Consider the following 15,104-nt stretch of genomic DNA (forward strand, 5'->3'; position numbering starts at 1 on the left):
GAATTAAGCTAATACGGCGAAGAATCTTTAATAAAAGTAAAATACGTTAGAAATTCATTTTCACTAAGTGATATATGATTCGCTAAATCTTTCGTTCTCAAAACAAACTCTTTAGCTCCGATAAATTCTGATTCGGCAACGAGGTAAAACTGTGTTCCTTTTTTGTATCCTTTAAACTTCTTTTTTAATAGATATACCTTCATTGAATTACCTACCTGATCTCTATTTCATTTAGATAAATTTCATTATAAACGATTATGATGATATTCTGCTTTTAAACTGAATGATTTTGATAAAATTAATGACACTGAGTTTAATCAACATGGACCTATCGTGTATAGTAGGTTTATAATCTGATGAAAAAGTAAAAGAAAAGAGGGATAACTTATGTGTAGAAACATTAAAACTTTATTTAATTTCGAACCACCAGCCACTGATGAAGAGATTCACGCTGCATCTGTGCAGTACGTTAAAAAGATAACAGGGTTTAACAAGCCATCAAAGATTAATGAAGAGGCATTTAATCAAGCAATCAATGAAATAGCTTTGATTACGAGTAAATTGTTGAACTCGTTGGAGACCAGTGCGGAGCCTCGTAACCGTGAGCTAGAAGCTGAGCGTGCGCGCATTCGGTCAGCTAAAAGATTTGGATAAAATTAAAATATAAACAAATAAACCCTCCTACTTTTAAGGAGGGAAAAACGTCAAAACATATCCGGATACAGCAGCACCATGGCGTCAGAAATCATGTCTGCCATTTCACGAGCTTGCTTTTCAATCTTATCATACACTTCAATGTCTTTTTGATATTCCTTATTAATCATAAAGACGGCTTCTTGTTTCGTTAAGTTTAGGTGTTGATAAAACATCTTCCGTACTGCTTCTTCAGATACATATGGATTCCCACCACTTAAGAACTTTGCAATCTCATCTGCGTTTTGAAACCACTTTTTTTCTGCTGTACTGGCAGCTTGTTGGTCACCGGCAATGGCTGCTTTCACAAGGTCAGCTGCAATCAGAAGATGTTCCTTAATTAAATTTCCATAAGTGGTTGCAGCCTCGTCACCATATAATCGACGAATCATATTCCCCATGTCTGTTGCATTTTGTAAGAGTCGAGTAAGGACAAATTGTAAATCGGGCAAATTGAAGGTTAGGCTAATAATCGCCATCCTTGTCCATGCAACATGCTCCTCCCACATGCTACGCATATCGTTACGATAATCAAGCTCTGCTTGGCTAATGCAACGATCTTTTTTTAGTGGGTTATATGGGACCTTAATATGTTCCCCAACCCGCAAATAATATGGATTAATTCCAGGATTTACTGAGAAAATCTCTTCTGCAGTAGTCTTGTATGCTCTCGCCAACTGCCAAAGATTATCCCCAGGTTGAACGGAATGTGTGTAAAAACGATTCAAATGTTAACACTCCTTTTAAATGTAGATGTTTACTAGGATATTCATGCTAAATCAGCTGGGTGAATGTCCAATTTAAATCAGATAGATTTTGAAGTGAAAAGGGTAATTGGATAAGTTTGGAGAATTAATATAAAAAGACATTCTAGGAGGGATAGCTGATATGAGACAGATTATTGCCATGGGCGGCGGGGGCTTTTCGATGGAGCCGGATAATCTTTTGTTAGATCAATATATTTTGGCTCAAGTAAACAAAGATTTCCCCAGGGTGTGTTTTGTTCCAACTGCTAGTGGAGACCAAACAAACTATATCGAGCGGTTTTATAAGGCGTTTAATACGCTTCCCTGCCAACCAACCCACTTATCTTTATTTGAACCGAATTTTAAGAATCTAGAAAAATATATTCTGGAGCAGGATGTTGTATATGTGGGTGGAGGAAATACCAGAAATATGCTTCTTTTATGGAAGGAGTGGGGATTAAATACTATCTTGAAACAAGCATATGAGAATGGAATTCTTCTTGCTGGCCTTAGTGCGGGAGCAATCTGTTGGTTCGAAGAAGGATTAACCGATCCCTTAAATGCACCCTTATATAAACTGGATTGTCTAGGCTTTTTAAAAGGAAGTAATTGCCCTCATTATGATGGTGAAAATAAAAGAAGGCCATTTTATCACCAATTAATCCTAGAAGGAAAAATAAAAGAAGGTTATGGTGTCGATGATGGTGTGGCCCTACACTTCGTAAATGAAAAACTCTCTAAATCGGTTAGTTCCCGACCAAATGCAAAGTCATATTTTGTTAGAAGGACACATAATCAAATTGTAGAAGAAGAATTAAAGACCATATACTTAGGTACTTGGGATGATTTATGTAGAGTTTAGACACCGAAATTCGTTAAGGTCACCATGTAACGAAAGTTTATAACGATTTAAACTAGGGTAAATTAGTTTATTGAGGGTAACTTAAAGGAGTGAAAAACGTATGTTTAGTCAATTGGGTCAGGTTATGTTATATGTCAATAATCAGGATGAGGCAGTGAGTTTTTGGACAGAAAAACTAGGCTTTACAATTATTGCTGAAGAAGATAATGGTCAAATGAGATGGATTGAAATCGCTCCTAAAAAAGGTGCACAAACAAGCATTATACTGCATGATAAGGAATTCGTAGCAAAAATGTCACCGGGTTTAAACCTTGGCACACCATCTTTAATGTTTTTCACGGAGAATCTCGATCAATTACATACCGACTTATCAAACAAAAATATAACCGTCGGGGAAATTGTCACGATGCCTTCTGGTAAGGTATTTAATTTTGCTGATAACGAAGAAAATTACTTTGCAGTCATGGAGAAAAAATAATTGGCCAGCAGGTAAGTATCCACATTAACGTGGTAAAGAATAGTCAAGCACAAAGAGAGATCTTCTTTGTGCTGTTTTCGTTTATTCTAAAATAGTTTTTGAGCATTTGCCCCTTTTTTTATTTTTACAATGACGTTACTTACAGCTAAAAGCCAGAGAACTCCTAGAACGATATAAGTGTAGAGTGAAATCGTCTTTGAAAGATCTAATGCCCCTAATAATGTCCTGATATTTGTAATAATAATAATGCCGCCTACAAGTACGCCTAAGAGGTTGGTAGGTATAATTTTGACTAACCACGCCGCGACTGGAGCTGCTATTATTCCGCCTATCATCAAGGCAAGCACCCATTGGAAATTAATATTGGACCAACCCAATGTTAAAAGAAAGCCTAATGTAGATGAAATAGCTATAGCAAACTCGCTCGTATCAACTGAGCCGATCACTTTTCGTGGCTCCATTTTATTGCCGGTTAATAAAACTGGAGTGGCGATTGGACCCCATCCTCCACCTCCTGTTGCATCGAAAAAACCAGCAATAAAACCAAGTGGAACAAATTGTTTTTTTGTCCATTTCTTATTTGAGGTTGTTCTGTTGGAGTTTCCTTTAAAAAGGAATTTATAAATAACAAAAACCCCTAGGATTAATAAAAAAATGGAAACGTAAGGCTTTATAATATCACCTGGTATACTACTTAAGAAACAAGCACCAAGAAAAGCGCCAATCGAGCCAGGTATAATTAGTTTATACACGACTTGTTTATCAACATTTCCAAAGCGAATATGTGATACACCCGATGCGGCTGTTGTGACAACTTCTGCCATATGAACTGATGCAGAGGCAACCGCTGGAGCTATTCCAAACATTAGCAACAATGAAGTAGATGTAACCCCATATGCCATCCCTAAAGAACCATCAACTAACTGCGCAGCTAACCCTATAAAGGCCAGAATAATCAACCTACTCATATTTATCTCTCCTTTTTCTAACAATCCTGAATAGACTAGAAATGAATAGAAGAATTTTCAATTGTTGACTAATCTAATCAAGATTCTAACCTAAGATATGTCATATTCTTTGGGTGGGTTCTTTGTCTAAAAAAAATAGGCTACTCTAGACTTTTGGTGGAAGGGAGATCATCTTGTGAAGGTTTCAAGTAGGGGAGAATATGCACTGCGAGCATTAATCTGTCTTGGTGAAGAAACGAATAATCTAATAAATATAGAGGCAATATCGGAGAAAACACTTGTACCTGTTAATTACTTAGAACAGATATTATTGCAACTAAAAAGAAATGGGTATGTCCAAAGTAAGAGAGGGGTTAACGGAGGTTACAAATTAAGTAGAAATCCAAATGAGATTATCATTGGAGAAGTCATTCGAAACTTAGAAGGACCCCTAGCACCTATGGGGTGTGTTAGTATTACGTCCTATGAAAGTTGTCCGTTAGAAGGTAGTTGTTTACTAAAACCTCTATGGGCACTTGTTAGAGATAAAGTTGCAGAGTTATTAGATCATACAACACTTTCTGACTTATTAAAGGGTAATGTCTAGACAAGAGAGATGACTGCTTTTCCATGTAGTAATCATCCCTATGTAATCGGCTACACTTCTTATCCGGTTATTGTAAAAATCTTGTAAATTCATTATGATAAAAAACGAAAATCCTTGAATTTTAGTGTAAAATGGTTTGATAAAGGAAAAAGAATGATCGTAGAGTGGAGAGGGATTCATCTAATGTTTCGCAAAATTCAATTAACAGGCACCGGAAGTATAAAACACACTTTGCTCGTAACGGGTATTCTCTGGTTAAAAACGGTGATTGTTTGTTTTGTCGGGTTTAATCTTAGCATCCAATCCTATTTTGATATTTTATTAGTCCTTACAAGTTCCATCGGGTCTCTATTATTAGTGATGGGTTTAAGTTTTTATTTTCGTGAAAAGGTAAATCGATTTGTATTGTTTGCACTATTAGTTGTGGGGACGGCCATTCTTTATGCTGATCTTCTTTATTACCGTTTTTATAATGATTTTGTGACGGTGCCAATCCTGTTTCAGTTTAATAATGTTGGTGGATTGAGTGCAAGTACGGTTGAATTGATGAGTCCATGGGATCTCTTTTTGTTTCCAGATTTATTTTTAATAGGATGGCTTTTCTTTAAGACAAAGTCCAATCTTATCGTTTCAAAACAACAAAAGAAGAAATATATAGCAGTTAGTTCAGCGTTGGCAGTACTAGCAATTTGTTTTGGTTTGCTAAAATCAGTTCACCTTTTTTCGGAAGCTTACGACAGAGAGCAAATGGTGAAATCATTAGGCCCACTAAATTATCATGTGTATGATATTGCTTTAGGTCTCAAAGCGCCTCTAGAGCGATTACTTGTAACAGAGGCAGATGCAGTAGCGTTAGAGGAACATTTGCAGCGTAAAGATTCCGAGCGAACGGACTTATTCGGAATGGCAAAAGGAAAAAATGTTGTCTTAATCACGTTGGAATCGACCCAAGACTTTGTGATCAACCAAAGGATAAATGGAGAAGAAGTGACACCATTCCTAAATGAGTTGATTAAAGATAGTTTTTATTTTAATCAAATCTATGATCAAACAGCTCAGGGAAAAACATCCGATGCGGAATTTATGATCGATACAAGTCTATATCCATTATCAAGCGGTTCTGTTTTTGTAAGAAGACCTGAAAATACGTATTATAGTCTTCCTCATATTTTAAAAGAGAACCATAATTATTATGTAGCAGCATTTCACGGGAATGTAAATACGTTCTGGAATCGGGATGTCATGTACAAATCCCTAGGCTACGATAGGTATTTTTCAATGGAGGATTATACGGTAACTGAAGAAAACTCGGTTAACTATGGATTAAAAGATATTCCGTTTTTTACACAATCAGTCGAGCATATGAAGAACTTACCTGAACCGTATTATGCAAAATTCCTTACCTTGACCAATCATTTTCCCTATTTATTAGATGAGGAAGATCTGTTTATTGACCCAGCAAATACAGAGGAAGAAGTAGTAAATCGCTATGTGACAACTGTTCGTTACTTGGATAAATCGATTGAACTATTTTTCGAAGAGTTGAAAGCACAGGGGATGTACGATGATACAGTGTTTGTGCTTGTAGGTGACCACTATGGTCTTTCTGAGAAATATGAGCAAGGCCTCAATGAGTTACTAGATGAAGAGGATTCGATTGTCAATCAAGTAAAACATAAACAAATTCCACTAATTATTCATGTACCTGGCCAAGAGGGGGAAACAATAACCACACAAGGTGGAGAAATAGACATACGTCCAACTTTACTCCATCTCCTTGGTATAAATATTGATAATCGTTATTCATTTGGACATAACCTTTTCACAAGGGATAGTGACCATCCTGTTATTTTCCGAGATGGTGGTTTTTTATCCGAACATTACTTATATAAGGATAACGTTTGTTATAACAAGCAGGATGAAGAATCTGTAGACCTAGAAAAATGCGATCCTTATTTGGACCTGGTAAGACAAGAGTTAACACTATCGGACAATATTATTTTCGGGGATGTATTACGTTTTAAAGTTGAAGAATAAGTAAGAAGTCAAACATGGTGTTAAATCTATATGACACCATGTTTGCCATGTAAATAAGGAACTTGTCTGGGGGTAAAAAAATGAAGATTAATTATTCCATTGTTGATGTTTTTTCAGAAGGAAAATATACAGGAAACCCACTAGCTGTATTCAAAAATGCTGGAAATCTTTCTGACAGGGAAATGCAGCAAATTGCAAAAGAAGTCAATTACTCCGAAACTACTTTTATTTTGTCTGATATAAAAAATGCAGGGGGGTATGATGTTCGAATCTTTACACCGAATGAAGAGATTCCTTTTGCGGGTCATCCTACTTTAGGAACTGCTTTTATCATTCAAAATGAAATAGTAGAGAAACCAGTGGAAACTCTGATTCTAAATTATACGGCTGGTCAGATTCCAGTTTCATTTAATAACCAAGAAGAAGTTCTATGGATGAAACAAAATGAGCCTACCTTTGGTCAGCTTTTAGATAGAAAAATAGTATCGGATGTTTTAAACATAGATAGTGAATACATAGACGATCGGTTTCCAATCCAAGAAGTTTCGACGGGTCTTCCGGCCATCATTGTCCCCTTAAAGTCTTTAGAGGCAGTAAAGAAAGCAAATATAAATAGAGAAAAGTATTATAAGTTAATTGAGCATTTGGAAGCTAAAGCGATTTTAGTTTTTTCACCAGAAGTTTATAACGCCGAAAATGATATAAATGTTCGAGACTTTGCAGATTACTATGGTATTCCAGAAGATGCGGCAACGGGCAGTTCGAATGGATGTTTAGCTGCATACCTAGTGAAATATAAGTACTTCAATAAAAGTGAAATTGACATTCGAGTAGAACAAGGATACGAAATTGGAAGACCATCTTTATTATTTCTAAAGGCAGATGAGCAAAAAGAGAAAATTAATGTTCATGTAGGTGGGAAAGTTATAAAAATAGCTCAGGGTGAGTGGTTGCTATAATAACCTTCATATGCTGCTTTGCAGTAGAAAAGTTAAGGAGTTGCGGGAAAATTACAGCGGAAATACCAAAATTAGTATAAAGTATTCTCATGAAGTCATTTTTGATGAGGGTGGGAAACTATGAAAATAGTTCAGGCAACAATTGAAGACTTAGAGGGAGTAACAAATTTATTTAATTCATATCGGAAGTTTTATCAACAAGAATCTGATATAGAAGGTGCCAAGGCTTACATAAAAGAACGTATGGCGAGTAAGGAGTCCGTTATATTTGTTGTGAAAGACAAAGAACACTATGTCGGCTTTACTCAACTTTATCCTACATTTTCATCTATATCTATGAAAAGAGCTTGGATCTTAAATGACTTGTATGTGGATTCTAATGCAAGAAAACAGGGCGTTGGAGAAATGCTTTTACATAAAGCCAAGGAATATGCAATTGAAACGGGTGCTAAGAGCATTAGTCTCAGTACAGCCCCAGACAATGTTTCAGCGCAAAGATTATATGAAAAGAATGGCTACAAAAAGGATACACAATTTTATCATTATGAATTAGAACTGGCGGGATTATGATGATCAATTACAATGGGAAACGATTCGTTTCAATAGCTAACACCAAAAATGGAGAGGTTTCCTCAAAGACTTTTTTCGAATACACCCAAGAAGGGAATATCCTTTCAGCTTCCTACAGTGGCGGAGAAATTGTAAAAGGTTTTCTAATCGGTATAGTTGAGGAAAATGGATGTTTGAATTTTAGATATAACCATGTAAATACCAGTAATGAGATAAGGGGAGGACAATGTTATTCAACTCCCGAGTTACTTCCAGACGGTAGAATTAGACTGCATGAGAGTTGGAAATGGCTTGATAATGAACAAACCGAAGGGAAATCTACAATCGAAGAAGTAATCTAATACTTTAATAGTCAATATTCAATTGACAGCTACATAGGTGGTTACTTTGTTTGAACCCAACTATTTTTCCAACTATAATAAAGAAAACCATATAAGGAAGGTTATTTCATGACTAAACATCGGATTTATACAATGAGTTTCGCAGGAGTCTATCCTCACTATGTTACGAAGGCTGAGAAAAAAGGACGTACGAAAGAAGAAGTCAATGAAATCATTCTCTGGTTAACAGGGTATAGTCAGGAAGAGTTAGAAGCACATCTAGAAAAAAAGACAAACTTTGAAGACTTCTTTGCCGAAGCTCCCAAACTTAATCCTTCGCGGGCTTTGATTAAAGGTGTCATCTGCGGAGTCCGAATAGAAGAAATTGAAGACCCACTGATGAAGGAAATTCGCTATATGGATAAGCTAATCGATGAGTTAGCAAAAGGAAAAGCGATGGAGAAGATTTTGCGGAAATAAAAGTGAAAATGAAGAAACACTGATTCCATATAATTGTAAAAGGAATAGTGTTTCTTTTTTTATGTTCACCCACGCTTTTAACATCGGGCGGGGGAACATACTAAAAAAAGGTCTGTCCGATAGGGTACTTTATATTTCATGATGAAGGAATAAAAGCTGGATGAGCCGAATAAATCATAGTGATTAAGGTTTTGTTGTATTTTCAAAATCTGGAGTCGCCACCTTAGGCTCCAATAAACTAGGTTTGTATTTATATCAAAAAGCAGTAGTCTTTTAGAAAAGAGCCTTTAACTTTGAAAGAATACACTAAACAGTAAGGAGATTGGTTGTATGAAAGTTGTAACCAAAATGTTCTTAGAACAACTAGAGATGCATTGCCATGAGAATGATTGGTTTGCATCCATGGAACAGGCGCTGCATGGAGTCACCGCAGCCGAGGCAGCATGGACAAGTTCAGGAAAAAGTAATTCAATTTGGCAAATTGTTAACCATTTGATCTTTTGGAATGAGGATGTAATCCATCGAATTAAGGGCACAGAGAATCCACATAAGGCAGAAGACAATGAAGAAACCTTTGGAAACCCGGGGGATCCAGGAGACGAAAATGGGTGGGCTCAGACAGTGCAGCGCCTTAATGAAGTATTCAATAATTTAAAAACGGTTATTGCGGACCTTGACGATGAAAAGTTAAAAGCTCCTTATGCAGCTAACAGGCACTCAATTGAGCGTTTACTGAGCAATATCATGATGCACGATACTTATCATCTTGGCCAAATTGTTCTGTTGCGGAAGTTGCAATCTTCTTGGGGTGGCGTTGATTGGTCCTAAAACACTATAATGCAGTGACATTCATAAATAGCCAAAACGGTTTTACAAATGGTGTTTAAAGTCAATAATTAAATTCCAATCAAAGATAGATAGCAAGATTAAAAGGAGATCATTTTATTGATCACCTATTTTTTTATCTGTAAATACAACTCATCATATTTTTCTGCTAATGCAAAATCCAAAGTCGTTAGTCCCCTCGCTTTCCACGATGTAATCTTAACCGAGATAAGTTTATAGTCAATGGAGATAAAGGGATGGTGATTCATTTTTTCTGACAGATGGGCGACATTTTGAACAAATTCTATACCGTTTAGATATTCCTTAAAGAGATATTTCCGTTGAATCCATTTTCCATCGACTAACTTCCAGTTTGCATGATCTATTAGTTTTTCTTGGATGGCTGCCTCGCTAAGTTTTTCCATGTTCATTTCCCCTTTGCATTTATGGGGACACTGGGACAGGTCCCGTTTCCCAGCTGGGAGAATGGACCTGTCCCTGTGTCCCACTTATTGAACAATTTCAAAGACTGTTCCTTGGTTAAAATCTGCCACTTTCGTAGAGCCATGAGTACCTAAGTATAATTTGGTTTGGTTTATGTTCGTTCCTAGGCTAACGTAGTAAGTTGATTGAGTACCAGAATTATAATTGGTTTCAATCATACTATATTCATTCAGTTTACCATCCATCCGCACCCTCGTATAAGCTAAGGCCCCTCTTACCGGAGTTTGTGATTCTTCCTTTCGTGCGAAATCAGTAAATACGACACTTCCTGTTAATGCAGGGATGCCATTCCCCATATAGGCTTGCACGCCTGTGAGCGCAGTTCCACTAAACTTATCAGGACGAGAATCTTGATGGTAATAACTAGTTAAGGGATGAATCCGACTCACTGAAGTTTCAATCACCTCATTGTAAAATGCAGCTATTTTCTCATTCAAAGTCTGATTAGATGTACAGTTCCTTATAATCGAAGTTGGCAAAACACCTTCCCACCCTCGCCAACCAAAATTAATAAATTCTTCTTGGTCAGCGGGATTAGGGGACAGTTTCCTTGTCTCAACTGGGTTAGGAAGGGAGTCTCTGTGCCCCACAATTTGAGTAACCGGTATTGGTTTGTAATGAACGAATGAAAAGATGGACTCGACTAGTTCCTGTCCGACATTTCCCACATATTTAATAAATTGATTATTCATCCTTTGATAGGAAATCCCCGGTATATTGCGGACCCCTTTAGCGATGACCGTAAGTGTTTCCTGAATAGGTACCGGTAATTCATTAAAACGAGTGACGACGGGTGGCTTATGAATTGTTGTATGTTTCCCAACATCGATTTCAATGATTTTCCCCGCGATTTCCATATCATCCTGACTTAAATTAAACGGATCATAACCTGATCCACCATCGCCGGTTGTTAGAACAAGTTTCCCTGTTTCTGGTGAAAAGGTTAAGCTGTTGACTCCATTATGATTTAAAAATGGTCTCCTTAAATTAAGTAAAGTCCGCCTTTTTTGGGGCTGGCCATTTGGTTGTAACATCCATTCTTCAACTGTATCAATATGGTCAAATAGAGCATCTCGATTTGTCCATCTAAGGTTTAATGTATTGGGATCACACGGGTTCGGAGTATAAGATTCAGGAAGAGCCCCTGGGCCTTGGCTTCCAGCTACTGAATAGTGAAGATAAAACAAGCCGTTATAATAAAATCCGGGATGAAACGCTAGTCCTAGCAAACCTCTCTCATCATATCCGCCAGAAGCACCAAGTTTGATGATTCGTGGTCGAATATCTAAAAAAGTCCGAATATCACCATTTCCTATGTAAAAGATTTCTCCAACTTGGGTTGCAATAAATAATCGTTCAATTGAGTCACCCGGAAGAAAAGCTGTTTTTATAACAGTGGGTAAATTAATCCGTTGTACAATGGGACGTAAACGAACCTTCACTTTTCTCAACAAACTTACACCCCTTCTCATTGCTTTCTTTTAATTAAAATATGAGTCAAAGATTTCTAATAGTACCTATTTATAAAGACTGCTGGTCTAGAACAACAATTTCTAGCATAATCTTCATTCTTACCGCATTTACCTAATATGGGGGTGTCACATGCGGTCATTTATTAAAAAAGTAACATCTGGTTTTTGGGGAGATGAAATAAACCTTTCAATTGACAGGTATTCAAAGACAACGAGGCTTATAGTAGGAGCATTATTAGGTTCATCTGCCGTCATTTTTCAGTCTGCTGGGGTTTTTACGGGGATCGGCTTTATCCTGAGCATGATGAGTACGGGTCCTCTTGTACTTGCTAGCCTCATGTCACTTAAAATAGGTGTGATGACTTATTTCGTATCTGCATTCCTATTGGCAATGCTCCAGCCAAGTGAACTATTGGTTTTTCTCTTTACTACAGGATTATTAGGGCTCAGTTTAGGCATCGGCCTTAAGTATTTTAAGAGGAGCATATTAACGATCGTTTTTGCAGCATTAAGTTTGACGTTAGGTATAAGTCTTTTATTATATGTATTTAAATTTCCTATACTAGGGCCATCCGTATCATCCCATTTTAATAGTGCTTTTCTATTAGGGACATTTGCTTTTTGCTTATTGTATAGCTGGATTTGGAAGAAAGTAAGTATTTCTGCTTTTAAAGTTCTCCATAAAATTATTTCACGATGATAGAGGGACACGGGACCTGTCCCTGTGTCCCATGTAAATGTTTTGTGAAGTTTGGTTTTAGCTTGTTGGACCAAGAAGGATTTTGAGTTGTTTTGTGGAATATAATCATTAAAATAGATTTCCAAAGTATTCTTAATACCAGGAATAAAGGCGAAATACGATGGAGAGTATGTAGGAAGGTGAAAATGTGATTGATACTAGAAGTGAGTTTTGGGAATGGATTAAAGCCCTTTTTATTGCACTCTTAATAGCTTTTATTATTCGTGTGTTTTTCTTTACCCCTGCTATTGTTGAAGGCGCCTCGATGCAGCCTACTTTGCACGATCAAAATCGAATGATTGTTACAAAAATAGGTGAACCGAAAAGATTTGATGTTGTCGTATTTCACGCAACTGAGGAAAAAGACTATATTAAAAGAGTGATTGGTTTGCCAGGAGATCGTATCGAGTATAAAGATGATACATTGTACATTAATGGAAAACCGTACGATGAGCCTTATTTAGATAATAGTAAAGAAGAGCTAATTGATGGTCCATTAACAAATTCATTCACATTACTGGAAACTCCAGTGGGGAGTGAGGTAGTTCCTGAAGGACATTTGTTTGTTATGGGAGATAACCGCCGAAATAGTATGGACAGTCGTCACATTGGGGCGATTCCAATAGATAGTGTAGTTGGAATTACGAATCTTGTAGTCTGGCCAATCAAAGAGATCAAAATACTTGATTAAGTTTCTATAAAAGGTGCGCTCATTAGCACCTTTTTTATATGGAGTTCCAGTATTTTGAAACCTTCTCATTTTAATTCCGTATACACATGTAGAATGAAGTAAAGGGGAAGTCTTGATGGAAGCGATTTATACAATTCTTGAGAATATATTTGGTGCCATTGCTCATGTATTGGATAAAAGGAAAAAAGGTAAAGAAAGAACGTAATTTAACGAAAACGGGGTGAAATAAATGATAGCTAAGATTAAAGCACTACCCGAGAAAAAAGCATTCAGGATCGGCATTTCTATTATCGTAATCAGTCCATTATTATTATTTCTATTTTCACTTTTATTCCCTATAGGTAATTGGATAACGATTATTATCCAAGGTATTATCTGGGGTATTGCTACTTTATTTGTATTAAGTGCTGCTGATAAAAGGCATTCACGAGTGAAGTAAGCCTGATAGGATTTGGAATAGCCTCACTCTTCCCGGTAAACTTCATGTTATCTGTACACTATATTTACTTGGCTTTAATATTCAGATGATATGATTGGTTTATCAACGAATGAGGAGGCATTATAAATGAATGTGCGTGCATTATTTATTGATATGGATGGTACATTACTAACCGCTTCAAACACCATTTCCCAACGAAATTTAGAAGCTATTTATAGGTTGATTAATCAGGGAGTAAAGGTTTTTCTAGCGACTGGTCGACACTATGAAGTAACGGCGCCCTACCATAAAGAAATCGGATTACGAACCCCAATGATCTGTTTGAATGGCGCTTCTATTCATGATGCATTGACGGGAAGAGCGTTACAAAAGAGAACCGTCAGCATAAATGAAGAGCGATTTCACCATCTGACTGCTGATAGACCTTGTAATGTTATCGTTCATACAGCAAATGGGCTTTATTGTAAGGAAACAAATGAAGAAATCGATTATTGGACAAAAGTTGGGCAAACTCCGCCAACATATATTGGAGATTTAAGACAGGCTCAATATCAAGATGTCCTTAAATATAGTGTTCGAACAGGTACAGCAAGTCCAGAGTTATCTTCTATATTTAAAAAGGAAGCAGAAGTCATTGATTGGAATGATGGGTTTGAGTTAGTTGCTCCTAAAGTTTCGAAATGGTCTGCTATAAAAAGCTTAATTCATGCATATCGAATTAACCCAAAAGAAGTCGTAGCCATTGGTGATGGACCAAATGATATCGAAATGCTTCGTCATGTCGGTACTGGTGTGGCAATGGGGAATGCAGATCATGATGTAAAAGCTGCAGCTGATTTTGTTACAGGGCACCACCAAAATGATGGATTAGCTCAGTTCATTGAACGCTATCTATGTATACCATATGAGCCGTTTGCCTTGTAACGTAAACTAAATGGTAAGTGATTTTTTTTCGTAGATGAATGAAAACTTAATACACGATACATTCGACCATATAAGTGAATTCATTATATGGCTTTTTCATCTCTATCAAACTCAAATTAGTTCTTATACCAGACCCATTAAAAGATAAATAGCTGTCCCCCAAATAAAGATGGCAGAGCATTTGTTGAACATCTTCATTAAGACTCCAGTACCATCTAATTTTTTCATAACCGCACCTGCCAACATTAACCCAAAGAACCAGATCCAAGATACGAGAATACAAGAAACGGTAAATAGTATTTGTTCAGTTCCAACATATTTTAACGCACTTGTCCCAATCACCCCGACGATATCTAAAATGGCATGCGGATTTAACAATGATACGGATAAAGCAAAGATGATTTGTTGCCGGATGGGCAATGCTTTATTCGTTTCATTTGCTATCGGTGCAGACCGCCAAATCGCATATCCCATATATAGTAAAAACAAAATCCCAGCACTCATCAGACTAATCCGCAACCATTCAAATTGTAGAACGATAGCGGATAAACCAAACACAGCTAATAGGATTAACAGAGTATCGCACAAACCAGCTGTAATGATTGCAGGAAACGCCCGCATTAGTTTTGGCTGTGTTGCTCCCTGCGAAAAAACAAATACATTTTGTACACCTAAAGGTAAAATTAGACCGAATGCTAAGATGATCCCATGTAAAATGGCTTCCATATACTCAACTCCCTAATACATACTATCGTACATTGTGTCTAGAAAATTACAATATCACATTAAAAGTTTTTGAGCCCAAGAACAG

Annotated in this window: 20 protein-coding genes; 14 read left to right on the forward strand and 6 right to left on the reverse strand. The window is 36.8% G+C overall.

Annotation, left to right across the window (positions count from 1 at the left end):
* Positions 1 to 8: 8 nt before the first annotated feature.
* On the reverse strand, positions 9 to 203 hold the full coding sequence (locus CKK03_RS04430) for a hypothetical protein (protein WP_099361411.1): 195 nt from the start codon (positions 201 to 203) through the stop codon (positions 9 to 11).
* 184 nt (positions 204 to 387) lie between these two features.
* Here CKK03_RS04430 and CKK03_RS04435 point away from each other — a divergent pair, with 184 nt between their 5' ends.
* Positions 388 to 654, forward strand: coding sequence for a DUF2277 domain-containing protein (locus tag CKK03_RS04435; RefSeq protein WP_099361412.1), 267 nt, complete (start codon positions 388 to 390; stop codon positions 652 to 654).
* A gap of 50 nt (positions 655 to 704) precedes the next feature.
* On the opposite strand, the gene CKK03_RS04440 is transcribed toward CKK03_RS04435, so the two are convergent.
* Complete coding sequence (locus tag CKK03_RS04440) at positions 705 to 1,337, reverse strand: hypothetical protein (RefSeq protein WP_425432845.1); 633 nt, start codon at positions 1,335 to 1,337, stop codon at positions 705 to 707.
* A 244-nt stretch (positions 1,338 to 1,581) separates the two neighbouring features.
* Between CKK03_RS04440 and CKK03_RS04445 the strand changes: the two genes are divergently transcribed.
* The gene (locus CKK03_RS04445; RefSeq protein WP_099361414.1) at positions 1,582 to 2,301 is read left to right on the forward strand and encodes a Type 1 glutamine amidotransferase-like domain-containing protein; all 720 of its coding nucleotides are present in this window, start codon (positions 1,582 to 1,584) and stop codon (positions 2,299 to 2,301) included.
* A 100-nt stretch (positions 2,302 to 2,401) separates the two neighbouring features.
* Complete coding sequence (locus CKK03_RS04450) at positions 2,402 to 2,779, forward strand: VOC family protein (RefSeq protein WP_099361415.1); 378 nt, start codon at positions 2,402 to 2,404, stop codon at positions 2,777 to 2,779.
* A gap of 86 nt (positions 2,780 to 2,865) precedes the next feature.
* On the opposite strand, the gene CKK03_RS04455 is transcribed toward CKK03_RS04450, so the two are convergent.
* Positions 2,866 to 3,747 carry a sulfite exporter TauE/SafE family protein gene (locus CKK03_RS04455; RefSeq protein WP_099361416.1) on the reverse strand — a complete coding sequence of 294 codons (882 nt, stop codon included), beginning with the start codon at positions 3,745 to 3,747 and terminating at the stop codon, positions 2,866 to 2,868.
* Positions 3,748 to 3,922: 175 nt separating this feature from the next.
* Between CKK03_RS04455 and CKK03_RS04460 the strand changes: the two genes are divergently transcribed.
* From CKK03_RS04460 to CKK03_RS04490, 7 genes are all read left to right on the forward strand, one after another.
* Positions 3,923 to 4,333, forward strand: coding sequence for an RrF2 family transcriptional regulator (locus CKK03_RS04460; protein WP_099361417.1), 411 nt, complete (start codon positions 3,923 to 3,925; stop codon positions 4,331 to 4,333).
* A 183-nt stretch (positions 4,334 to 4,516) separates the two neighbouring features.
* Positions 4,517 to 6,370 (forward strand): LTA synthase family protein, encoded by a 1,854-nt coding sequence (locus tag CKK03_RS04465; RefSeq protein ID WP_099361418.1) that lies wholly within the window; start codon positions 4,517 to 4,519, stop codon positions 6,368 to 6,370.
* Positions 6,371 to 6,450: 80 nt separating this feature from the next.
* Positions 6,451 to 7,329: a PhzF family phenazine biosynthesis protein gene (locus CKK03_RS04470; RefSeq protein ID WP_099361419.1), complete on the forward strand. Its 879-nt coding sequence runs from the start codon at positions 6,451 to 6,453 to the stop codon at positions 7,327 to 7,329.
* 120 nt (positions 7,330 to 7,449) lie between these two features.
* Complete coding sequence (locus CKK03_RS04475) at positions 7,450 to 7,899, forward strand: GNAT family N-acetyltransferase (protein ID WP_099361420.1); 450 nt, start codon at positions 7,450 to 7,452, stop codon at positions 7,897 to 7,899.
* The gene (locus CKK03_RS04480; RefSeq protein WP_180271148.1) at positions 7,899 to 8,240 is read left to right on the forward strand and encodes an avidin-fold protein; all 342 of its coding nucleotides are present in this window, start codon (positions 7,899 to 7,901) and stop codon (positions 8,238 to 8,240) included. Before CKK03_RS04475 ends, CKK03_RS04480 begins: the two co-directional genes overlap by 1 nt.
* A 108-nt stretch (positions 8,241 to 8,348) precedes the next feature.
* Positions 8,349 to 8,699 (forward strand): DUF2200 domain-containing protein, encoded by a 351-nt coding sequence (locus CKK03_RS04485; protein WP_099361421.1) that lies wholly within the window; start codon positions 8,349 to 8,351, stop codon positions 8,697 to 8,699.
* 330 nt (positions 8,700 to 9,029) lie between these two features.
* Positions 9,030 to 9,527 carry a DinB family protein gene (locus CKK03_RS04490; protein ID WP_099361422.1) on the forward strand — a complete coding sequence of 166 codons (498 nt, stop codon included), beginning with the start codon at positions 9,030 to 9,032 and terminating at the stop codon, positions 9,525 to 9,527.
* Positions 9,528 to 9,652: 125 nt separating this feature from the next.
* Here the strand turns inward: CKK03_RS04490 and CKK03_RS04495 are convergent, their stop codons facing one another.
* Positions 9,653 to 9,949: a 4a-hydroxytetrahydrobiopterin dehydratase gene (locus CKK03_RS04495; RefSeq protein WP_099361423.1), complete on the reverse strand. Its 297-nt coding sequence runs from the start codon at positions 9,947 to 9,949 to the stop codon at positions 9,653 to 9,655.
* An 84-nt stretch (positions 9,950 to 10,033) separates the two neighbouring features.
* Positions 10,034 to 11,479 carry a PQQ-dependent sugar dehydrogenase gene (locus CKK03_RS04500; protein ID WP_099361424.1) on the reverse strand — a complete coding sequence of 482 codons (1,446 nt, stop codon included), beginning with the start codon at positions 11,477 to 11,479 and terminating at the stop codon, positions 10,034 to 10,036.
* A 151-nt stretch (positions 11,480 to 11,630) separates the two neighbouring features.
* Between CKK03_RS04500 and CKK03_RS04505 the strand changes: the two genes are divergently transcribed.
* The 4 genes from CKK03_RS04505 to CKK03_RS04520 all read left to right on the forward strand — a co-directional run bounded on the left by CKK03_RS04505 (position 11,631) and on the right by CKK03_RS04520 (position 14,293).
* On the forward strand, positions 11,631 to 12,200 hold the full coding sequence (locus tag CKK03_RS04505) for a hypothetical protein (RefSeq protein ID WP_099361425.1): 570 nt from the start codon (positions 11,631 to 11,633) through the stop codon (positions 12,198 to 12,200).
* Positions 12,201 to 12,387: 187 nt separating this feature from the next.
* Positions 12,388 to 12,930, forward strand: coding sequence for a signal peptidase I (lepB, locus tag CKK03_RS04510; RefSeq protein ID WP_099361426.1), 543 nt, complete (start codon positions 12,388 to 12,390; stop codon positions 12,928 to 12,930).
* A 229-nt stretch (positions 12,931 to 13,159) separates the two neighbouring features.
* The gene (locus CKK03_RS04515) at positions 13,160 to 13,369 is read left to right on the forward strand and encodes a hypothetical protein (protein WP_099361427.1); all 210 of its coding nucleotides are present in this window, start codon (positions 13,160 to 13,162) and stop codon (positions 13,367 to 13,369) included.
* A 126-nt stretch (positions 13,370 to 13,495) separates the two neighbouring features.
* Complete coding sequence (locus CKK03_RS04520; RefSeq protein WP_099361428.1) at positions 13,496 to 14,293, forward strand: HAD family hydrolase; 798 nt, start codon at positions 13,496 to 13,498, stop codon at positions 14,291 to 14,293.
* A 123-nt stretch (positions 14,294 to 14,416) separates the two neighbouring features.
* Here the strand turns inward: CKK03_RS04520 and CKK03_RS04525 are convergent, their stop codons facing one another.
* Entirely contained in the window at positions 14,417 to 15,019 is a 603-nt protein-coding gene (locus CKK03_RS04525; protein WP_099361429.1) for a LysE/ArgO family amino acid transporter, read from the reverse strand.
* Between the last annotated feature and the right edge of the window lie 85 nt (positions 15,020 to 15,104).

Origin of the sequence: Fredinandcohnia onubensis (assembly GCF_002734215.1) — a bacterium.
Taxonomy (GTDB): Bacteria; Bacillota; Bacilli; order Bacillales; family Bacillaceae_L; genus Ferdinandcohnia; species Ferdinandcohnia onubensis.

Excerpts from the sequence above, each read along its gene's own strand:
- CKK03_RS04495 (WP_099361423.1), bottom strand. The coding sequence starts at position 9,949 with ATGGAAAAACTTAGCGAGGCAGCCATCCAAGAAAAACTAATAGATCAT.
- CKK03_RS04450 (WP_099361415.1), top strand. The coding sequence starts at position 2,402 with ATGTTTAGTCAATTGGGTCAGGTTATGTTATATGTCAATAATCAGGAT.
- CKK03_RS04445 (WP_099361414.1), top strand. The coding sequence starts at position 1,582 with ATGAGACAGATTATTGCCATGGGCGGCGGGGGCTTTTCGATGGAGCCG.
- CKK03_RS04515 (WP_099361427.1), top strand. The coding sequence starts at position 13,160 with ATGATAGCTAAGATTAAAGCACTACCCGAGAAAAAAGCATTCAGGATC.
- CKK03_RS04520 (WP_099361428.1), top strand. The coding sequence starts at position 13,496 with ATGAATGTGCGTGCATTATTTATTGATATGGATGGTACATTACTAACC.
- CKK03_RS04525 (WP_099361429.1), bottom strand. The coding sequence starts at position 15,019 with ATGGAAGCCATTTTACATGGGATCATCTTAGCATTCGGTCTAATTTTA.
- CKK03_RS04480 (WP_180271148.1), top strand. The coding sequence starts at position 7,899 with ATGATCAATTACAATGGGAAACGATTCGTTTCAATAGCTAACACCAAA.
- CKK03_RS04470 (WP_099361419.1), top strand. The coding sequence starts at position 6,451 with ATGAAGATTAATTATTCCATTGTTGATGTTTTTTCAGAAGGAAAATAT.
- CKK03_RS04435 (WP_099361412.1), top strand. The coding sequence starts at position 388 with ATGTGTAGAAACATTAAAACTTTATTTAATTTCGAACCACCAGCCACT.
- CKK03_RS04505 (WP_099361425.1), top strand. The coding sequence starts at position 11,631 with ATGCGGTCATTTATTAAAAAAGTAACATCTGGTTTTTGGGGAGATGAA.
- CKK03_RS04455 (WP_099361416.1), bottom strand. The coding sequence starts at position 3,747 with ATGAGTAGGTTGATTATTCTGGCCTTTATAGGGTTAGCTGCGCAGTTA.
- CKK03_RS04430 (WP_099361411.1), bottom strand. The coding sequence starts at position 203 with ATGAAGGTATATCTATTAAAAAAGAAGTTTAAAGGATACAAAAAAGGA.
- CKK03_RS04465 (WP_099361418.1), top strand. The coding sequence starts at position 4,517 with ATGTTTCGCAAAATTCAATTAACAGGCACCGGAAGTATAAAACACACT.
- CKK03_RS04485 (WP_099361421.1), top strand. The coding sequence starts at position 8,349 with ATGACTAAACATCGGATTTATACAATGAGTTTCGCAGGAGTCTATCCT.
- CKK03_RS04475 (WP_099361420.1), top strand. The coding sequence starts at position 7,450 with ATGAAAATAGTTCAGGCAACAATTGAAGACTTAGAGGGAGTAACAAAT.
- CKK03_RS04490 (WP_099361422.1), top strand. The coding sequence starts at position 9,030 with ATGAAAGTTGTAACCAAAATGTTCTTAGAACAACTAGAGATGCATTGC.